Source organism: Microcystis viridis FACHB-1342, assembly GCF_014698335.1.
Lineage (GTDB): Bacteria > Cyanobacteriota > Cyanobacteriia > Cyanobacteriales > Microcystaceae > Microcystis > Microcystis ichthyoblabe_A.
In genome coordinates this window covers 68,795-84,516 of the sequence record NZ_JACJSV010000011.1, presented here as the reverse complement: position 1 = coordinate 84,516, position 15,722 = coordinate 68,795, and the positions used below count along the sequence as shown (strand labels likewise).

General features: G+C 42.9%; 17 protein-coding genes. 15 read left to right on the top strand and 2 right to left on the bottom strand.

All coding sequences use genetic code 11. From position 1 onward, the window contains the following. Positions 1-329: 329 nt before the first annotated feature. From gvpA (H6G40_RS06170) to H6G40_RS06120, 11 genes are all read left to right on the top strand, one after another. Positions 330-545 carry a gas vesicle structural protein GvpA gene (gene gvpA, locus H6G40_RS06170; protein ID WP_002735503.1) on the top strand — a complete coding sequence of 72 codons (216 nt, stop codon included), beginning with the start codon at positions 330-332 and terminating at the stop codon, positions 543-545. Positions 546-899: 354 nt separating this feature from the next. Next, on the top strand, positions 900-1,115 hold the full coding sequence (gvpA, locus tag H6G40_RS06165) for a gas vesicle structural protein GvpA (RefSeq protein WP_002735503.1): 216 nt from the start codon (positions 900-902) through the stop codon (positions 1,113-1,115). A gap of 329 nt (positions 1,116-1,444) precedes the next feature. Continuing rightward, the gene (gvpA, locus tag H6G40_RS06160; RefSeq protein ID WP_002735503.1) at positions 1,445-1,660 is read left to right on the top strand and encodes a gas vesicle structural protein GvpA; all 216 of its coding nucleotides are present in this window, start codon (positions 1,445-1,447) and stop codon (positions 1,658-1,660) included. A 267-nt stretch (positions 1,661-1,927) separates the two neighbouring features. Continuing rightward, positions 1,928-2,566, top strand: a complete 639-nt coding sequence (gene gvpC, locus H6G40_RS06155) for a gas vesicle protein GvpC (protein WP_002736872.1) — start codon at positions 1,928-1,930, stop codon at positions 2,564-2,566. Positions 2,567-3,158: 592 nt separating this feature from the next. Further along, positions 3,159-4,199 (top strand): gas vesicle protein GvpN, encoded by a 1,041-nt coding sequence (gene gvpN, locus H6G40_RS06150; protein WP_069475168.1) that lies wholly within the window; start codon positions 3,159-3,161, stop codon positions 4,197-4,199. Between the two features lie 29 nt (positions 4,200-4,228). After that, positions 4,229-4,639 (top strand): gas vesicle protein, encoded by a 411-nt coding sequence (locus H6G40_RS06145; protein WP_002738199.1) that lies wholly within the window; start codon positions 4,229-4,231, stop codon positions 4,637-4,639. Beyond that, positions 4,596-4,904 carry a hypothetical protein gene (locus H6G40_RS06140; protein WP_002773813.1) on the top strand — a complete coding sequence of 103 codons (309 nt, stop codon included), beginning with the start codon at positions 4,596-4,598 and terminating at the stop codon, positions 4,902-4,904. The genes H6G40_RS06145 and H6G40_RS06140 overlap by 44 nt, the downstream gene beginning before the upstream one ends. A gap of 63 nt (positions 4,905-4,967) precedes the next feature. Beyond that, positions 4,968-5,108 (top strand): hypothetical protein, encoded by a 141-nt coding sequence (locus tag H6G40_RS06135; protein WP_176721672.1) that lies wholly within the window; start codon positions 4,968-4,970, stop codon positions 5,106-5,108. A gap of 171 nt (positions 5,109-5,279) precedes the next feature. Then, the gene (locus H6G40_RS06130; protein WP_002737325.1) at positions 5,280-5,753 is read left to right on the top strand and encodes a gas vesicle protein K; all 474 of its coding nucleotides are present in this window, start codon (positions 5,280-5,282) and stop codon (positions 5,751-5,753) included. A gap of 15 nt (positions 5,754-5,768) precedes the next feature. Continuing rightward, entirely contained in the window at positions 5,769-6,503 is a 735-nt protein-coding gene (gene gvpF / locus H6G40_RS06125; RefSeq protein ID WP_002737267.1) for a gas vesicle protein GvpF, read from the top strand. A gap of 14 nt (positions 6,504-6,517) precedes the next feature. Then, the gene (locus H6G40_RS06120) at positions 6,518-6,778 is read left to right on the top strand and encodes a gas vesicle protein GvpG (protein WP_002736124.1); all 261 of its coding nucleotides are present in this window, start codon (positions 6,518-6,520) and stop codon (positions 6,776-6,778) included. Between the two features lie 123 nt (positions 6,779-6,901). On the opposite strand, the gene H6G40_RS06115 is transcribed toward H6G40_RS06120, so the two are convergent. Then, the gene (locus tag H6G40_RS06115; protein WP_002737996.1) at positions 6,902-7,234 is read right to left on the bottom strand and encodes a gas vesicle protein; all 333 of its coding nucleotides are present in this window, start codon (positions 7,232-7,234) and stop codon (positions 6,902-6,904) included. Positions 7,235-7,326: 92 nt separating this feature from the next. On the opposite strand from H6G40_RS06115, the gene H6G40_RS06110 reads away from it, so the two are divergent. From H6G40_RS06110 to H6G40_RS06100, 3 genes are all read left to right on the top strand, one after another. Then, positions 7,327-8,010, top strand: coding sequence for a GvpL/GvpF family gas vesicle protein (locus H6G40_RS06110; RefSeq protein WP_069475167.1), 684 nt, complete (start codon positions 7,327-7,329; stop codon positions 8,008-8,010). Between the two features lie 12 nt (positions 8,011-8,022). Next, positions 8,023-9,924 (top strand): ArsA family ATPase, encoded by a 1,902-nt coding sequence (locus tag H6G40_RS06105; protein ID WP_080601638.1) that lies wholly within the window; start codon positions 8,023-8,025, stop codon positions 9,922-9,924. Positions 9,925-10,006: 82 nt separating this feature from the next. Beyond that, entirely contained in the window at positions 10,007-11,851 is a 1,845-nt protein-coding gene (locus H6G40_RS06100; protein WP_069475166.1) for an AAA family ATPase, read from the top strand. Positions 11,852-11,963: 112 nt separating this feature from the next. Here the strand turns inward: H6G40_RS06100 and H6G40_RS06095 are convergent, their stop codons facing one another. Further along, positions 11,964-13,529, bottom strand: coding sequence for a B12-binding domain-containing radical SAM protein (locus H6G40_RS06095; protein ID WP_123230393.1), 1,566 nt, complete (start codon positions 13,527-13,529; stop codon positions 11,964-11,966). 758 nt (positions 13,530-14,287) lie between these two features. On the opposite strand from H6G40_RS06095, the gene H6G40_RS06090 reads away from it, so the two are divergent. Continuing rightward, positions 14,288-15,388, top strand: a complete 1,101-nt coding sequence (locus H6G40_RS06090; RefSeq protein WP_069475165.1) for an alkene reductase — start codon at positions 14,288-14,290, stop codon at positions 15,386-15,388. Positions 15,389-15,722 lie beyond the last annotated feature (334 nt).

Sequence of the window (15,722 nt, the reverse complement as noted above, 5' to 3'; positions counted from 1 at the left end):
TCTGATAAGTTTTGATAATCCATAATTTTGCTAATAAACATAGCAAAATTATAGATGATTTCCTGACCTAAGATCACATTTTATTCTTTTTTCCACTTCAATCTAAGAATTGAGAAAAAAGCAAAACCTTATATTATACCATAAAAAAATTATGCAAGAGGTCTATTTCTTAACGAAAAAATCGAGATTAGGTATTGACACCGACAAAAAAAGGGTGTTATTCTTCAGATGCCGAAGTGATGAAGGCAGAAAAAACAAACAAGTTTCTGAATCCTCCATGACTTCAGCACCGTACACTTTCTATGAAAACAACAAAAAGGTCTATTACCATGGCAGTCGAAAAAACTAACTCTTCCTCTAGCTTGGCTGAAGTTATTGATCGTATCCTTGACAAAGGTATCGTTATTGATGCCTGGGCTCGCGTATCTCTCGTCGGAATCGAATTATTAGCAATTGAAGCTCGTGTAGTTATCGCTTCGGTTGAAACCTACCTCAAATATGCTGAAGCCGTTGGTCTGACTCAATCTGCAGCGGTTCCTGCTTAAGGATTGATCTCAGTGAATACCCTGCTGGGGTTTACAAATTCTTAGCTTTTCTTTCATCCCTATTGAGTTTAGTTAACCCTCTCTTGGGGCGCAATAGTCTATAACTGATCAAGTTGACACGGCAACGGATAGCGAAAACGAAGCTAGACCCCTACAAATTATTTTTGTAAACGTGATTTTGTCCTTTGTAGCTAGGATTACCCCCTATCACCAGAGTGTGAGACTCACTATTTTTCGGAATAGAAAGTCATTTTTGGTGTGGGAGCCGCGCCCCTGAGATGCGGTAGTTCCATATATCAATTTTGGGATCAGCACTGTACACTTTCTATACAACTAACAAAAAGGTCTATTACCATGGCAGTCGAAAAAACCAACTCTTCCTCTAGCTTAGCTGAAGTTATCGATCGTATCCTTGACAAAGGTATCGTTATTGATGCTTGGGCTCGCGTATCTCTCGTCGGAATCGAATTATTAGCGATTGAAGCTCGTGTAGTTATCGCTTCGGTTGAAACCTACCTCAAATATGCTGAAGCTGTTGGTCTGACTCAATCTGCGGCGGTTCCTGCTTAAGGATCCATCCCAGATTCTCCCATCGGCTGAGTGAAAACCCGACTGGGTTTTCCAGATTCTCGGCTTTTCTTTAAATCCCTATTGAGTCTAGTTACCCCTCTCTTGGGGCGCAATGCTCTATGATTGACAAGGTTGCCACGGCAAACGTGTTTTGACCCTTGCAGCTAGGTTTACCCCCTATCACCAGAGTGTGAGACTCACTATTTTTCGGAATAGAAGGTCATTCTTGGGCTAGGAAGCCGCGCCCCTGAGATGCGGTAGCTCGATATATCAACTTTGGGATCAGCACTGTACACTTTCTATACAACTAACAAACAAGGTCTATTACCATGGCAGTCGAAAAAACCAACTCTTCCTCTAGCTTAGCTGAAGTTATCGATCGTATCCTTGATAAAGGTATCGTTATTGATGCTTGGGCTCGCGTCTCTCTCGTCGGAATCGAATTATTAGCGATTGAAGCTCGTGTAGTTATCGCTTCTGTTGAAACCTACCTCAAATATGCTGAAGCAGTTGGTCTGACTCAATCGGCGGCGGTTCCTGCTTAAGGATTGATCCCAGATTCTCCTATCTGCTCAGTTAAAACCCGACCAGGTTTTCTAGATTCTCGGCTTTTCTTTAATCCCTATTGAGTTTAGTTACCCCTCTCTTGGGGCGCAATAGTCTATAATTGATAGGGTAGTTCACTATCTCAACTTTGGGGTGATAAGAAAAGTCGGACTCTACTGTCTCTCCCCCCAGTCCCCGTGAAGGTTTTCCTAGCGGGTGATTGGGTCTAATCCATTCCATAGTATTTAGTAATTGAGGACAACCCCATGCCTGCTCTCATCGAAAAGTTCCGCCAGGAGCGTTTATCGATTGCTGGAGAGGTAGCTAAACTCTCGCAAGAAGTCCAAGCTTTTTTGTCGGATGTTAAAACTGAAAGACAAAAACAAGCGCAAGAACAGGCAACTGCCTTGCGTCAGTCTTTCCAAAAAGTTCAACAGGAAAGCCACTTGTTTTTAACAGCTACCCAAAAACAGCGTTTAGCTCAAGCGGAAAAGCAAAAAGAGGATTTACGTCAATTTCAAGAACAACGTTTAGCGGCAGCGAAACAGCTAGACAACGACTTACGGCAACAGCGTCTAGATCGAGCCAAACAGCTGAAAGAGGATTTAAGTCAATTCCAAGAACAACGTTTAGCTGAAGCGAAACAGTTGGCGAACGACTTACGTCAACAGCATCTAGATCGAGCTAAACAGCTGAAAGAGGATTTAAGTCAATTCCAAGAACAGCGTTTAGCGGCAGCGAAGCAGCTAGAGGACGAATTACGCCAACTTCATCTAGATCGAGCCAAACAGGTGAAGGATGATTTAAGTCAATTTCAAGAACGACGTTTAGCTGAAGCGAAACAGCTAAAAGACGAATTGCGTCAATTTCGTCAAGATTTGTCTATCTACGTTTTTGGCAAATAAATCTCTAGGTTAATTCCAACCCACTTAAGCCTAGGGCTAGAGTTAAAACCCTCTAGTCCCTTTTCCTGGCTAAACTAGAGGACTATCTGAGAATAAAACAATAAGCCTTTGGTTTTCAACCTACCATGCTGATCCTGCTTTTCTAAGTTCCTAGACTCAACCTAGGAGTGTTGGGTTCCCATTTAGTCCGCTCTAGGTCTCTGGTAAACTAAAAAGTATGATAAAGCTTCACTCAGTCTATAGTTAATGTCGTGATTAGTAGTTTTTTATTGACAAAGGAGGTAAGGGAAAAGGACTGTATCTGGGCTTTTCATTGTTTAAGTCTTGAAAAGTAATCTATACAAGAATTGTAGCCCCTTAGCCCCTTGACTGATGAATATCCTAAAAACACCTTCAGAATCAAGGTTCTAGAGGTAATTGATGACACTTCCTGATCTTTTGGGATATTATATATTATGAGGTAAGCCTTAAAAGCCGAAGACGATTTTGCCTAATCGGTTATTGAGGGTAGATTTGAACGGGCAATTGTTAGCTCAAGAATACCCGTCCGCTCAAGGCGGGGATTATCAATGGTATTTACTAGACTTCAACTATGACATTTACTGAAACTCAAACAAGAAGATCCGTCCTCAGCCTCCGCCCCGGTCAATTTGTTGTTACGCCTTCGATTGATCAAGTTGCCACTCGCGCCTTACGTTATCTAAACGCTGGTTTTTCCATCCATCTATGTGGTCCGGCAGGAACGGGAAAAACCACCTTGGCAATGCACCTGGCCAATTGTTTAGCCAGACCTGTGATGCTAATCTTTGGCGATGATGACTTTACCAGTTCCGATTTAATTGGTAGCCAGTCTGGCTACACCCATAAAAAACTGATGGATAACTATATCCACAGCGTTCTCAAGGTTGAAGACGAGCTAAAACACAATTGGGTGGATTCTCGGTTAACAATGGCCTGTCGAGAAGGGTTTACCCTAGTTTATGATGAGTTCAATCGTTCTCGGCCTGAGGTCAACAACGTTTTACTCTCTGCCTTGGAAGAAAAAATTCTCACCCTGCCCCCCACTAGCCATCAACCCGATTACCTACAAGTCAATTCTCAGTTTCGGGCAATTTTCACCTCCAACCCAGAAGAATACTGTGGGGTTCATGCCACCCAAGATGCTTTAATGGATCGGTTGGTAACTATCAATATGCCTGAACCAGACCAACTAACTCAGACAGAAATTCTTGCTCAAAAAACGGGAATTGGTCGAGAAGATGCTTTATTTATTGTCAACCTTGTCAAAACCTTCCGGGTGAAAACTGGGACTGAAAAAACGTCGGGTTTGCGCTCTTGTTTAATGATTGCTAAAGTCTGCGCCTCTCACGATATTGCGGCCGATTCCTCTGACTCGGACTTCCGTGATATATGCGCCGATGTTCTGTTGTCCCGCACCAATTTATCTGTTGATAAGTCAAGAGCGATTTTATGGGAAATCCTCGAGGACAATCCGTTAGAATCCTTATCCTTTATAGAGGAAACGGAGCCTTCCGATGCCCAAGCGTCAACTCCTGAGCCTTCGACAGGAAATCAATCGTTAAAAGCCATTCAATCTTTACTGCGAGGCAACTTGCCCCAGCGAAAAGACTAATTTTATACTCTTATTGAGTGAAACCAACCGTGACTTCTTCCACTTTTGCTGGCTCGCTCAAAAACCAGTCAAGCAACTCCCTAAAAACAGCAACTCAAGGTTCGAGTTTAGCGGATATACTCGAACGAGTTTTAGATAAAGGAATTGTAATTGCCGGCGATATTTCCGTTTCGATCGCCTCCACTGAACTTATAAATATCCGCATTCGTTTGTTAATTGCCTCTGTTGATAAAGCCAGGGAAATGGGAATCAACTGGTGGGAAGGAGACCCCTACCTCCATAGCCAATCCCAAGCTTTACTAGCAGAAAATCGGGAACTTTCGCTCCGACTCCAAACCCTGGAAACTGAGCTTGAAACCCTAAAATCCTTAAACCAATTGAGTGCAACGGAGAGCCATGATACCAGTCCGAACGATGAAGCACATTCCTCAGATGCGTGAAATTCCTCACCTGAATCCTCAAAGGTTAGGAAATTTACACGAGACGATTGCCCCCCTTGATAAGGCCAGGGAAACTGCGATTAACAGCTTGCAAGGTTATCCCTACCTCCCTAGCCAAGGCCAAGCTTTATTCGCGGAAAACCTGGAACTTTCACGCCGACTTCAAACCTTAAAATCCTTAACCAAATGGAGTGTAGTGGAGAGACGTGATGGCAGTCCCAACGATCAATCACATTCCTCGTATATATTGAAATTCCTCAACTGAATCCTCAAACGGTCAAGAAGTTTACAGTAGTTAACGATTGCCTCTGTTGATAGAGCAAGGGAGATGGTAATTAATGGGTGGGCAAGCGACTCCTATCTCTATAGCCAATCCCAAGCCTTATTAACAGAAACCCTGGCAGCTGAACTTCAAGCCTTAAAATTCCTACCTCAATCGGAGGCAATCGAGGGCCATGATACCAGTTAAAATGATCAAGCACATTCCTCCTGTCGGGTAAATTCCTCACCAGAATCTTCACAGGGCAGGGGAAGGTTGAAATTGTTTAATTACATCGTTTTTTCCCTCAGATAAAATTTCTTGGCCAAGCCTCCCACTAGAGACTCACCCTTAAGAACTCCTCATTTACCAACTCCAACCATGACCCTTGCTTGCACACCTTACGATTCTGATAATCAAGCCTTGCTGACCCCTCCAGAAAGTAATAGCCAAGCTGGTTTAGCCCCTTTACTGTTAACTGTTGTGGAACTGGTACGCCAATTGCTCGAAGCCCAAATCATTCGCCGAATGGAAAAAGGGGTTCTCAGTGAGTCTGATTTAGATAGAGCTGCAGAAAGTATCCAAAAATTGCAAGAACAAGTTCTCCATTTGTGTGAAATTTTTGAGGTTGAGCCAGAAGAGTTAAATGTCCACCTAGGAGAGTTTGGCACTCTTTTACCGGAAGCAGGGAGTTATTACCCGGGAGAGGAGGGTGTTAAGCCCTCTGTGTTAGAATTAGTGGATAGACTTCTCAATACAGGAGTTGTTGTGGAAGGAAATGTTGATCTGGGTTTAGCTCAACTAGATCTAATTCATCTAAAGCTTCGTTTGGTTTTAACTTCTCAGCCGGTTTAATTTGGGAGAATACTGATGACAGTGGGTCTTTATTTATATGGCATATTTCCCGAACCAGTTCCTGACGGACTGGTTTTGCAGGGGATTGATAATGAGCCGGTTCACAGTGAGATGATTGATGGTTTTAGTTTTCTCTACTCCGCTGCTCATAAAGAGAAGTATTTGGCATCCCGTCGCTATTTAATTTGCCATGAAAAAGTATTAGAAACTGTCATGGAAGCAGGGTTTACAACGTTGTTGCCCCTGCGGTTTGGCTTAGTTATCAAAACCTGGGAATCCGTCACCGAACAACTAATTACTCCCTATAAAACCCAACTGAAAGAATTATTTGCTAAACTGTCAGGACAACGAGAGGTTAGCATTAAGATTTTTTGGGATAATAAGTGGGAATTACAAGCGGCTTTGGAGTCTAATCCTAAGTTAAAACAAGAACGGGATGCGATGATGGGGAAAAACTTAAATATGGAAGAAATTATCCATATAGGTCAACTCATTGAAGCTACTGTATTGCAACGGAAACAAGACATTATTCAAGTCTTTAGAGAGCAATTGAATCATCGCGCCCAAGAGGTGATTGAAAGCGATCCGATGACGGATGACATGATTTACAATGCAGCTTATTTAATTCCCTGGGAGCAAGAGCCGGAATTTAGCCAAAACGTTGAAGCGATCGATCAGCAGTTTGGTGATCGCCTAAGAATTCGCTATAACAATTTAACCGCACCCTATACCTTTGCCCAACTTATCTAAGGAGAGTATTAGTTATGTTTCTCGATCTTTTATTTCTTCCTGTTACCGGTCCTATTGGGGGTCTGATCTGGATTGGGGAGAAAATTCAAGAGCGTGCAGATATAGAATATGATGAGGCGGAAAATTTGCACAAATTGTTATTATCCCTACAACTATCTTACGATATGGGCAACATTTCTGAGGAGGAGTTTGAAATTCAGGAAGAAGAACTTTTATTAAAAATTCAAGCCTTAGAAGAAGAAGAGGCAGAAAACGAATCTGAATCTTCTCTCTAAACTTGCAATATTTCCCACCACATAGATCATGAACAAAATCACAGATTGTAAGCTTAGTAAGGGCGGATTTGACAAGCTGGAGAACTCGTTGAAGCTTGGTCAGAACTAGCCCTTGGTTAAGCCTTAATATTCTAGGTAAAAAGTTTGGAAATTACTGGAATTATTAGAGGAGTGAGCAACAGTTTTGGGGGAATCAGGTTTTTTAGCTACACTAGGAGGGTTGGCTGCACGCAAATTTTGAATACTTTGTTCTGTAGTCTCAATTTGCTCTGTCACAAACGTGAGACGATTTTTTAATTGCTGAATCTGCCGCTCCATCATTTCTAATTTTTCTTGGATACGTTGTTTTTCAGTAATTAACTTATAAAGCTCAAGTTGGTGATCTGCTTCAGATTGTTTCCGAGGCATGGTGCTAATTTTAGATCTAATTGGTCTGGGTGGACGAGTGGTTGTCATAACAATCCCTGAATAACTTAGAATATTCTAGCATATCAACGCCCCAATATAAAAATTTGTAAAAAATCGTCAATTTTCTTTTGGTAAACCCTATGAAATTGTACAATCTATATACTTACGCTTTTTTGAAAACCCCCATAGAAAGCCTAAAATTACCCGTTGGAATGGCTAACCCATTGTTACTGATAACTGTTGGCTCTCTCTCGGCCGTAGTCGAACCCGAAGTTGGTTTAGACACTTTACAAAATGATGATGAACGCTTGATTCAATCGGTTTTATGTCACGATCGAGTTATCTGTGAACTATTTCAACAAACCACTGTTTTACCCTTACGTTTTGGCACATCTTTTTTAGAGACAGAAAATTTACTGACTCATCTTTGTTCTCATGGCCAAGAATATCAAGAAAAAATTGAAGAACTTGAGGGAAAAGGAGAATATCTTTTAAAATGTATTCCCCGTAAGCCAGAGGAGCCTGTACTCTCTTCTGAAAGCAAGGGCAGACAATATTTTTTAGCCAAAAAACAGCTTTATGAAGCCCAACAAGATTTTTATACTTTGCAAGGTTCAGAATGGCAAAATCTCGGGCATTTAGTGACCCAAAGCTATCCGTCAACTAGGATTATTACTGCTCCGGGGACAGAATCACGAATTTATCTTTTAGTTAATTTTCAAGAAGAACCTTTACTAATCGAGCAAGTCTTGCATTGGCAGAAAGCTTGCCCCCGTTGGCAATTACAATTAGGACAAGTTTCTCCCCCCTATCACTTTACTTAACTTGATTTCTCTATGACTAACTTTAACTTGGTAAATAACGCTCTAAGTTGCTATGACACTCGACATTTAGTTATGTTTAGTGGCAAAGGAGGAGTGGGAAAAACCACCCTTTCCTGTGGATTTGCTCGCCGTTGGGCTAAATTATTTCCCGAGGAACAAATACTGTTAATCTCAACCGATCCTGCTCATTCTTTAGGGGATGTATTGCAAACAGAAGTTAGCGATCAAGCATCACCTGTAAAAGACTTACCCAACTTAAAAGTTAGGGCATTAGATGCGGAAAAATTGCTCTTAGAATTTAAAGAAAAATACGGAAAATTTTTAGAACTTTTAGTAGAACGGGGCAGTTTTGTTGAAGGAGAAGATTTAACTCCTGTTTGGGATTTAGACTGGCCAGGTTTAGATGAAATCATGGGTCTATTAGAAATTCAACGATTACTAATAGAGAATGTTGTAGATCGAATTGTTGTTGATATGGCTCCCTCTGGTCATACCTTGAATTTATTGGGGATTAAAGACTTTTTAGAGATTATTTTAAATTCTTTAGAGTTGTTTCAAGAAAAACATCGTGTTATTTCGCAAACTTTTGCAAAAACCTACAATGCCGATGATGTGGATGACTTTTTAGTCAAAACACAAGCAGAATTAACCGAAGGCAAACGAATCCTACAAGATCGGGATTTTACCCTTTGTTTAATTGTGGCAATTGCCGAACCGATGAGTTTATTAGAAACCGAACGATTACTCAATAGTTTGCATCACTTAAATATTCCCTGCGGCAGATTATTTATTAATCGCATTCTAACGGATCCTAATCAAAATTTAGATCGCTACAGTGAGCAACAGCAACTCCTCGATAAATTCCTAAAAATTCCAGGTCAAGAAACAATTTTCACCCTGCCCCAACAGGCAAAAGAACCCCTAGGAGGTGAAGCATTAGATCAGATCATGAGTCAAATTGAAATTATCGAAAAAGTAGAATTTATGGCCCCGCCTCCTATTCAATGGCCGCAAAAAATTCTGCCGAGTTTTAGTGATTTTATTGACGACAAACGCCAACTCATTATCATTGGTGGCAAGGGGGGAGTGGGAAAAACCACCGTTGCCGCAGCTATTGGTTGGGCCTTAGCTAATCGTCATCCCGAGCAAAAAATTAGAATTATTTCTATTGATCCGGCTCATTCTTTGGGAGATGCCTTTGGGACAAAGTTAGGACATCAATCCACACAATTAACTGCTAATTTAAGTGGTCAAGAAGTTGATGCTAATATCATTTTAGAAAAATTTCGGGATGATTATTTATGGGAACTGGCAGAAATGATTAGTGGAGAAGGTAAGGAAGAGGGGAACATCAAACTAGCTTATACTCCAGAAGCTTGGCGGCAAATTGTCGCTCAATCTCTGCCAGGAATTGATGAAATGTTGTCCCTAGTAAAAGTAATGGAGTTATTAGACCAGAAACAACAAGATTTGATTATTTTAGATACGGCTCCTACCGGTCATCTCCTGCGATTTTTAGAAATGCCAACGGCTTTAGGAGATTGGTTAAGTTGGATTTTTAAGCTTTGGATGAAGTATAAAGATGTCTTAGGGCGTGTAGATTTAATGGGACGATTGCGAATCTTAAGACAACAGGTGATGTCTGCCCAGGAAAAACTCAAAGACCCCCAACATACAGAATTTATTGGAGTTTTGCAAGCCCAAGATGCCATCGTTGCCGAACAACTGCGATTGACAGCATCTCTGAAAAAAAAGGGAGTCTATCAACGTTACGTCGTGCAGAATCGTTATCATGCTAATGAGGAAATTGATCGGGATTTATTCCCAGATCAAACTTTGATCCGCTTACCCAGTTTACCTCGGTCTGTAGAACCTCTAGCCCGGGTCAAAGCCGCGGCAGATCTGTTATTTTAAAGGTAATTAGTCTTTAAAGTCGGACTTCTTAACCCCATCTATTACCCAGTCCCCATCCTTCACTTGACTCAGGAGAAATTTTATGGTAGAACTATTCAAAGGCTTTGAGCAATTAGTCGAACTGGCTAAAACCTTAGAGGAAAAACTGGAAAAAGGGGAAATTAAAACCGAAGTGCAGTTTAACTCTCGTCCCTTGAGTAACATCCCCCGTGCTGGCGGTATTCCCCGTTCAGGGGGAGTTTCTCGCCCGAACAATTCTGGTGGGGATGATTTTGAGGTTAATCGCAATCGCGATACCCCCAACGATTCAGGGGTTGAAGACAGTGTGACACCGCCCGAAGGACCGACCACGGCTTCCCTGAAGGATGTTGGTGGCTTGACGGAAGTGATCAAAGAACTCAAGGAACTAATTGCCATTCCTCTGAAACGCCCCGACTTATTGGCCAAGTTAGGACTTGAACCCACTCGCGGCGTTCTCTTAGTCGGCCCCCCTGGAACCGGCAAAACCCTGACTGCCCGTGCTTTGGCCGAAGAACTCGGTGTTAACTATATTGCCTTAGTCGGACCAGAGGTGATCAGCAAATATTATGGGGAGGCTGAGCAAAAACTGCGGGGAATTTTTGAGAAAGCCAGTAAGAATGCGCCTTGTATCGTTTTTATTGACGAAATTGATAGCATGGCACCCGATCGCAGTAAAGTTGAAGGGGAAGTAGAAAAAAGACTGGTAGCCCAATTGTTGGGTTTAATGGATGGCTTTGCCCAAAGCCAGGGGGTGATTGTTCTAGCGGCGACAAACCGTCCCGACCATCTTGACCCTGCCCTACGTCGCCCTGGACGGTTTGACCGAGAAGTCCTCTTTCGGGTGCCTGACCGCAAGGGCCGTTTAGAAATCCTGCAAATTCTCACCCGTTCCATGCCCCTAGATGAATCAGTTTCCTTAGATCTGATTGCCGATAACGCGGTGGGATTTGTCGGGTCAGATTTAAAAGCCGTTTGCCAGAAAGCGGCCTATAGTGCTTTGCGGCGCCAGGTTCCTACGATTGACTCGCGAATTCCAGAAACAATGACGGTAGTCCAAGCCGACTTTTTGCAAGCCCTTAAAGAAGTTAAACCGGCGGTATTGCGCTCTGTGGAGGTGGAGTCTCCCCATGTGGACTGGGACAATATTGGCGGACTTGAACAGATTAAACAAACCCTACAGGAGTCTGTGGAAGGAGCATTACTCCATCCGCAATTATATACGCAAACCAAAGCCCAAGCTCCCAAAGGTATTTTACTTTGGGGTCCCCCCGGAACGGGAAAAACCTTATTGGCCAAAGCGGTTGCATCTCAGGCGCGAGCTAATTTTATCAGTATTAATGGACCTGAGCTTTTGAGTAAATGGGTGGGTGCGAGCGAACAAGCGGTGCGTGAGTTGTTTGCCAAAGCTCGTCAGGCAGCCCCTTGTGTGGTTTTTATTGATGAAATTGATACTTTAGCACCGGCAAGAGGTCGTTATAGTGGAGATTCAGGAGTGAGTGACCGGGTTGTGGGACAAATCCTCACGGAGTTAGATGGGTTGCAAACGGCGGCAACGATTTTAGTGATTGGAGCCACTAATCGCCCAGATGCCTTAGATCCAGCCTTATTGCGAGCGGGACGGTTAGATTTACAGTTAAAAGTTGATTTACCCAATGCCTCTAGTCGTTTAGCAATTCTCGGGGTCCATAATGATGAACGTCCTTTAGAGGATGTGGATTTAGGCTATTGGGCCGAGGCAACGGAAGGCTGGAATGGTGCAGATTTATCGTTATTATGTAACCAAGCGGCACTGATGGCAATTCGTCGTTATCGCCATCAGGGAATGACTGACCCGGCTGATATTCGCATTACAACGGCTGATTTTAATCATGCTTACCAACTGTTGGTTGAACAGCGTGCCAATTGATTTTTTTCCCCCTTACTTAAAGTAAGGGGGGAGAATCTCAACTCAGGAAAACTATCGTACAAAAGAAAAATTCGCCAAAATGTCTGCATTGACTGTTCGTCGGTGCTATTGTCTAGCTTTTGAGCGTTTTTTCCAGCTGGGCTACCCTTGCTTTCTGTTGCTTCAAATCGGCTAGTTGTTTTAGTAATTGTTCTCTTACTTCATAGCGATAGGCAAAAAAATGCTCACCTATCCCTAGGGTCGCTAGATACTCTTCTAGCAGACGGGGTTTGACCCAGGCAATCACTGCCAGTTGCCACCAGAAACGGAAGCGCGTCGGTCGGACAATCCCCTGCCGCCAGAGCAAGGAGCGGAACAATTGCCACTGTTGCCCATCTAATTTACGGTTCGATTTGCCGCGCCATCCCCCCATGATCATGAAATGGTTGAAGGTTCGTTTCAGGTAGTTAACAGGATCATAGATTTCCCAGAAAGCGTCGATGTATTCTTCGGTAATCTCTTCCACCGGGCGAGTTGGCTCAAAGTTCATCATGGCTCCCTGATGGACAGTGCCCATGCCATCTACCAGACGACCTTCCCGTTGCAGGCGATTCCACAGGGCGGTATTTTTCAGTGCCTGGAGCAGGCTAAACTGCCCCTGGGGAATACTCGCCTCCATAATAAAATCTTTGATCCGCTGCCCTGCGCCTGGTTTCTCATTGTCAAAACCGATAATGAAGCCAGACATAATCTGCAGCCCCATGCGGGTAATTTTGTGACAGGATTCGATCAGGGATTGGCGGGTGTTTTGAACCTTGTTAATGCCCATTAAGCTATCGGTATCTGGTGTCTCAATCCCCATAAACACCAGCATAAAGCCGGCCTTGACCATTAGCTCGATCAGTTCGCTGTCTTCGGCCAGATTAAGGGAAGCTTCCGTAATCAGTTTAAAGGGATACTGGTGTTGTTCCATCCAGGGGATCAACTCCCGCAGAAACACCTTGGCATTCCGCTTATTGCCAATGAAGTTGTCATCGACAACAAAAATGTAGCGCCTCCAGCCCAGTTGATATAACGTCTCCAACTCAGCCAACATTTGTTCTGGGGTTTTGGTGCGCGGTTTGCGGCCATAGAGGTTGATGATGTCACAAAATTCGCATTGAAAGGGGCAACCCCGAGAAAACTGCACGGTAATCGCCAGATAGGCATCCAGATCTAGTAGATCATAGCGGGCGATCGGTGTCATGGTTACATCGGGTTTCTCGCTGGCTCTAAAGACACCACTCGGTTCACCCCGCTCCAGGGCTGCCAGGAACAGCGGGATTGTCAGTTCTCCTTCATCCAGAATCAGGTAATCTGCTCCAGCTTTTTGGGCAACTTCTGGATAGGAGGTGGGGTAAGGCCCGCCCACCGCCACTTTTTTACCCAACTGCAACCCTTTGGCAATCAATTCTTGAAAGTCCTTTTTCTGAATGATCATGGCGGAGATGATGACCAAATCGCACCACTCCCAATCGGAAGCCGTTTCTAATCGGACATTGCGATCAACAAACCGGATTTCCCAATCCGATGGCAATAGGGCCGCCACCGTAATTAAACCCAGAGGCGGATTGGTTGATCTTAAACCGGCTAGATCTAAAGTCTCTTGATAGGACCAAAAGGAGTTGGGCATCAGCGGCCACAGTAATAGGGCTTTCATTCAGGTGTCTCCAATGAAGAAGCTAGATGCTTTACATACTAGCCACAAAGCCCAAGTCGATCAAGACTTTTTTTTTACTCATAAATTAGTTCTAAATATAGCATTTCCTGTTCACAAAAGGTACATTGTTGAGGTTGAAAAGCTTAATCAGCAAAGGTTTAACTGTGCCACACAGGTGTGAGAACTGCTATAAATTATGAAAAAATAGCTATTTTTTGGAGATTAGCACAATTAAATGAATGATGCTTGCTAAAAACTCCTGTTTTCCCATTTTTATCAATGCAATGTAGAGGCTGTTTGCCTCTTTTGGGTATTTTTGGGTAAGTTTACTAAAAAATGCTGATTCTGAAAAACCCTCTTAAAATTCGCAAGCACCGAATAGTAAGGGTTTCGTTTCAGTCACTAGGAAGTCTATTTGATCGGTAAAACACCAGTTACTAGACATCTCGACAATGACTATTTCTGGTCAGATAAACATAAGCGTAATTACACTATTTTATACCGAACCATCATGACTTAACTACCAGAAAATATAGTTTCTGTCTCTTTAATTTTGGATGATGAATAAATTAAATAACTTGTAATTATAGTCAGATTTATGACCAATATTAATTATATTCAGCTAGTTGATCCGATTAATTCTCCTCCCTTAGCAGAGGAACAATCTCGCAGATGGCCAGTCAATCATACTTGGGTGCGATTGTCTGGTTTTAACTAACTGCGGTAAAATTAACCTAAACTCTCTATCGGCAAATTCGATGACTTCCTTCACTACTTCCCTGGCTCTTTTAAGTCAATTTAAATTGGGAGATTTAAACTTAGAAAATCGTCTTGTGCTTGCTCCCATGACGCGAGCGCGAGCCGGAGAAAAACGTCTTGCTAATGAGATAATGGCCGAGTATTACCGACAAAGGGCCAGCGCGGGATTAATGATTACAGAAGCGACGGTAATTTCTCCCCAAGCTAACGGTTGGCAAAATACCCCCGGTATCTACACCGATGAACAAGCGCAAGCATGGCAAATGGTGACTAAAATCGCCCAAAAAAAAGGAACACCAATTTTTTGTCAATTGTGGCACTGTGGTCGCGCTTCTCATTCTAGTTTTCAGGAAAATGGGGCTTTACCAGTTGCCCCTTCCGCAATTAGGATTAAGGGGGAGTTGCATACACCCATAGGCAAACAGCCCTACGAGACCCCTAGAGCCTTAGAAACCGAGGAAATCGCCGCAATTGTCGCCGATTACCGTCAAGCCGCTCAGAGGGCAAAATTAGCGGGGTTTGATGGCATAGAAATTCACGGGGCTAATGGTTATTTAATCGATACTTTTCTACAATCTGTTACTAATCAGCGTCAGGATAAGTACGGTGGCAGTTTGGCAAATCGCTATCGTTTTTTACAGGAAGTAGTCGAGGCAATTTTAACTGTTTTTCCCAGTCATCGGGTGGGGGTGCGTCTGTCTCCCAATGGGGTTTATAATGACATGGGTTCCGAGGATTTTCGAGAAACTTTTCTCTATGTTGCCCAAAGATTAAATGAGTACAATTTAGCTTATTTGCATCTGCTAGATGGCTTGGCTTTTGGTTTTCATGAAAAGGGTAAACCGATGCTTTTATCCGAGTTTCGGGCTGTTTTTAATAGTGCTTTAATCGGCAATTGCGGTTATACAAAAGAAACTGCTGAAGCCGCTATTCAGTTAGGAGATGCGGATTTAATTGCTTTCGGTCGCCCCTATATCAGTAATCCCGATTTGGTGGAAAGATTCGCCAATAATTGGCCTCTTAATCCCGATGCTGAGATGAAGGATTGGTATTCTTTTGACAAGGAAGGTTATATCGATTTTCCCAGTTATAAACCCTAGTTAAGTAGGTAGGCGTTAAAAATTATCAGACACCCTCCTATCCCTTATAGGCATCTTTCTTAACAATTTTTTCAGTAAGCACTCCAACCCTGATCCTGACTTGATTTCAGTTTTTTCTTTGTTTTGTAAGGGTGTCAACAAGGAATATTACAAATTGTTAACCGAGTCTTGAAAGCCTTGTGCTACAAGGGTTTGAAATGTTAAGAAAGATTTGACTAAAGGACAGCAGGCAATGGTGACTATTTGCCCGAATAAACCCGCTAAAACTGAGACTATGGCTAAACTTAAGAACTCTTGGCTAAATCCCAGAAAACACACCTATTTTACTCGCAAC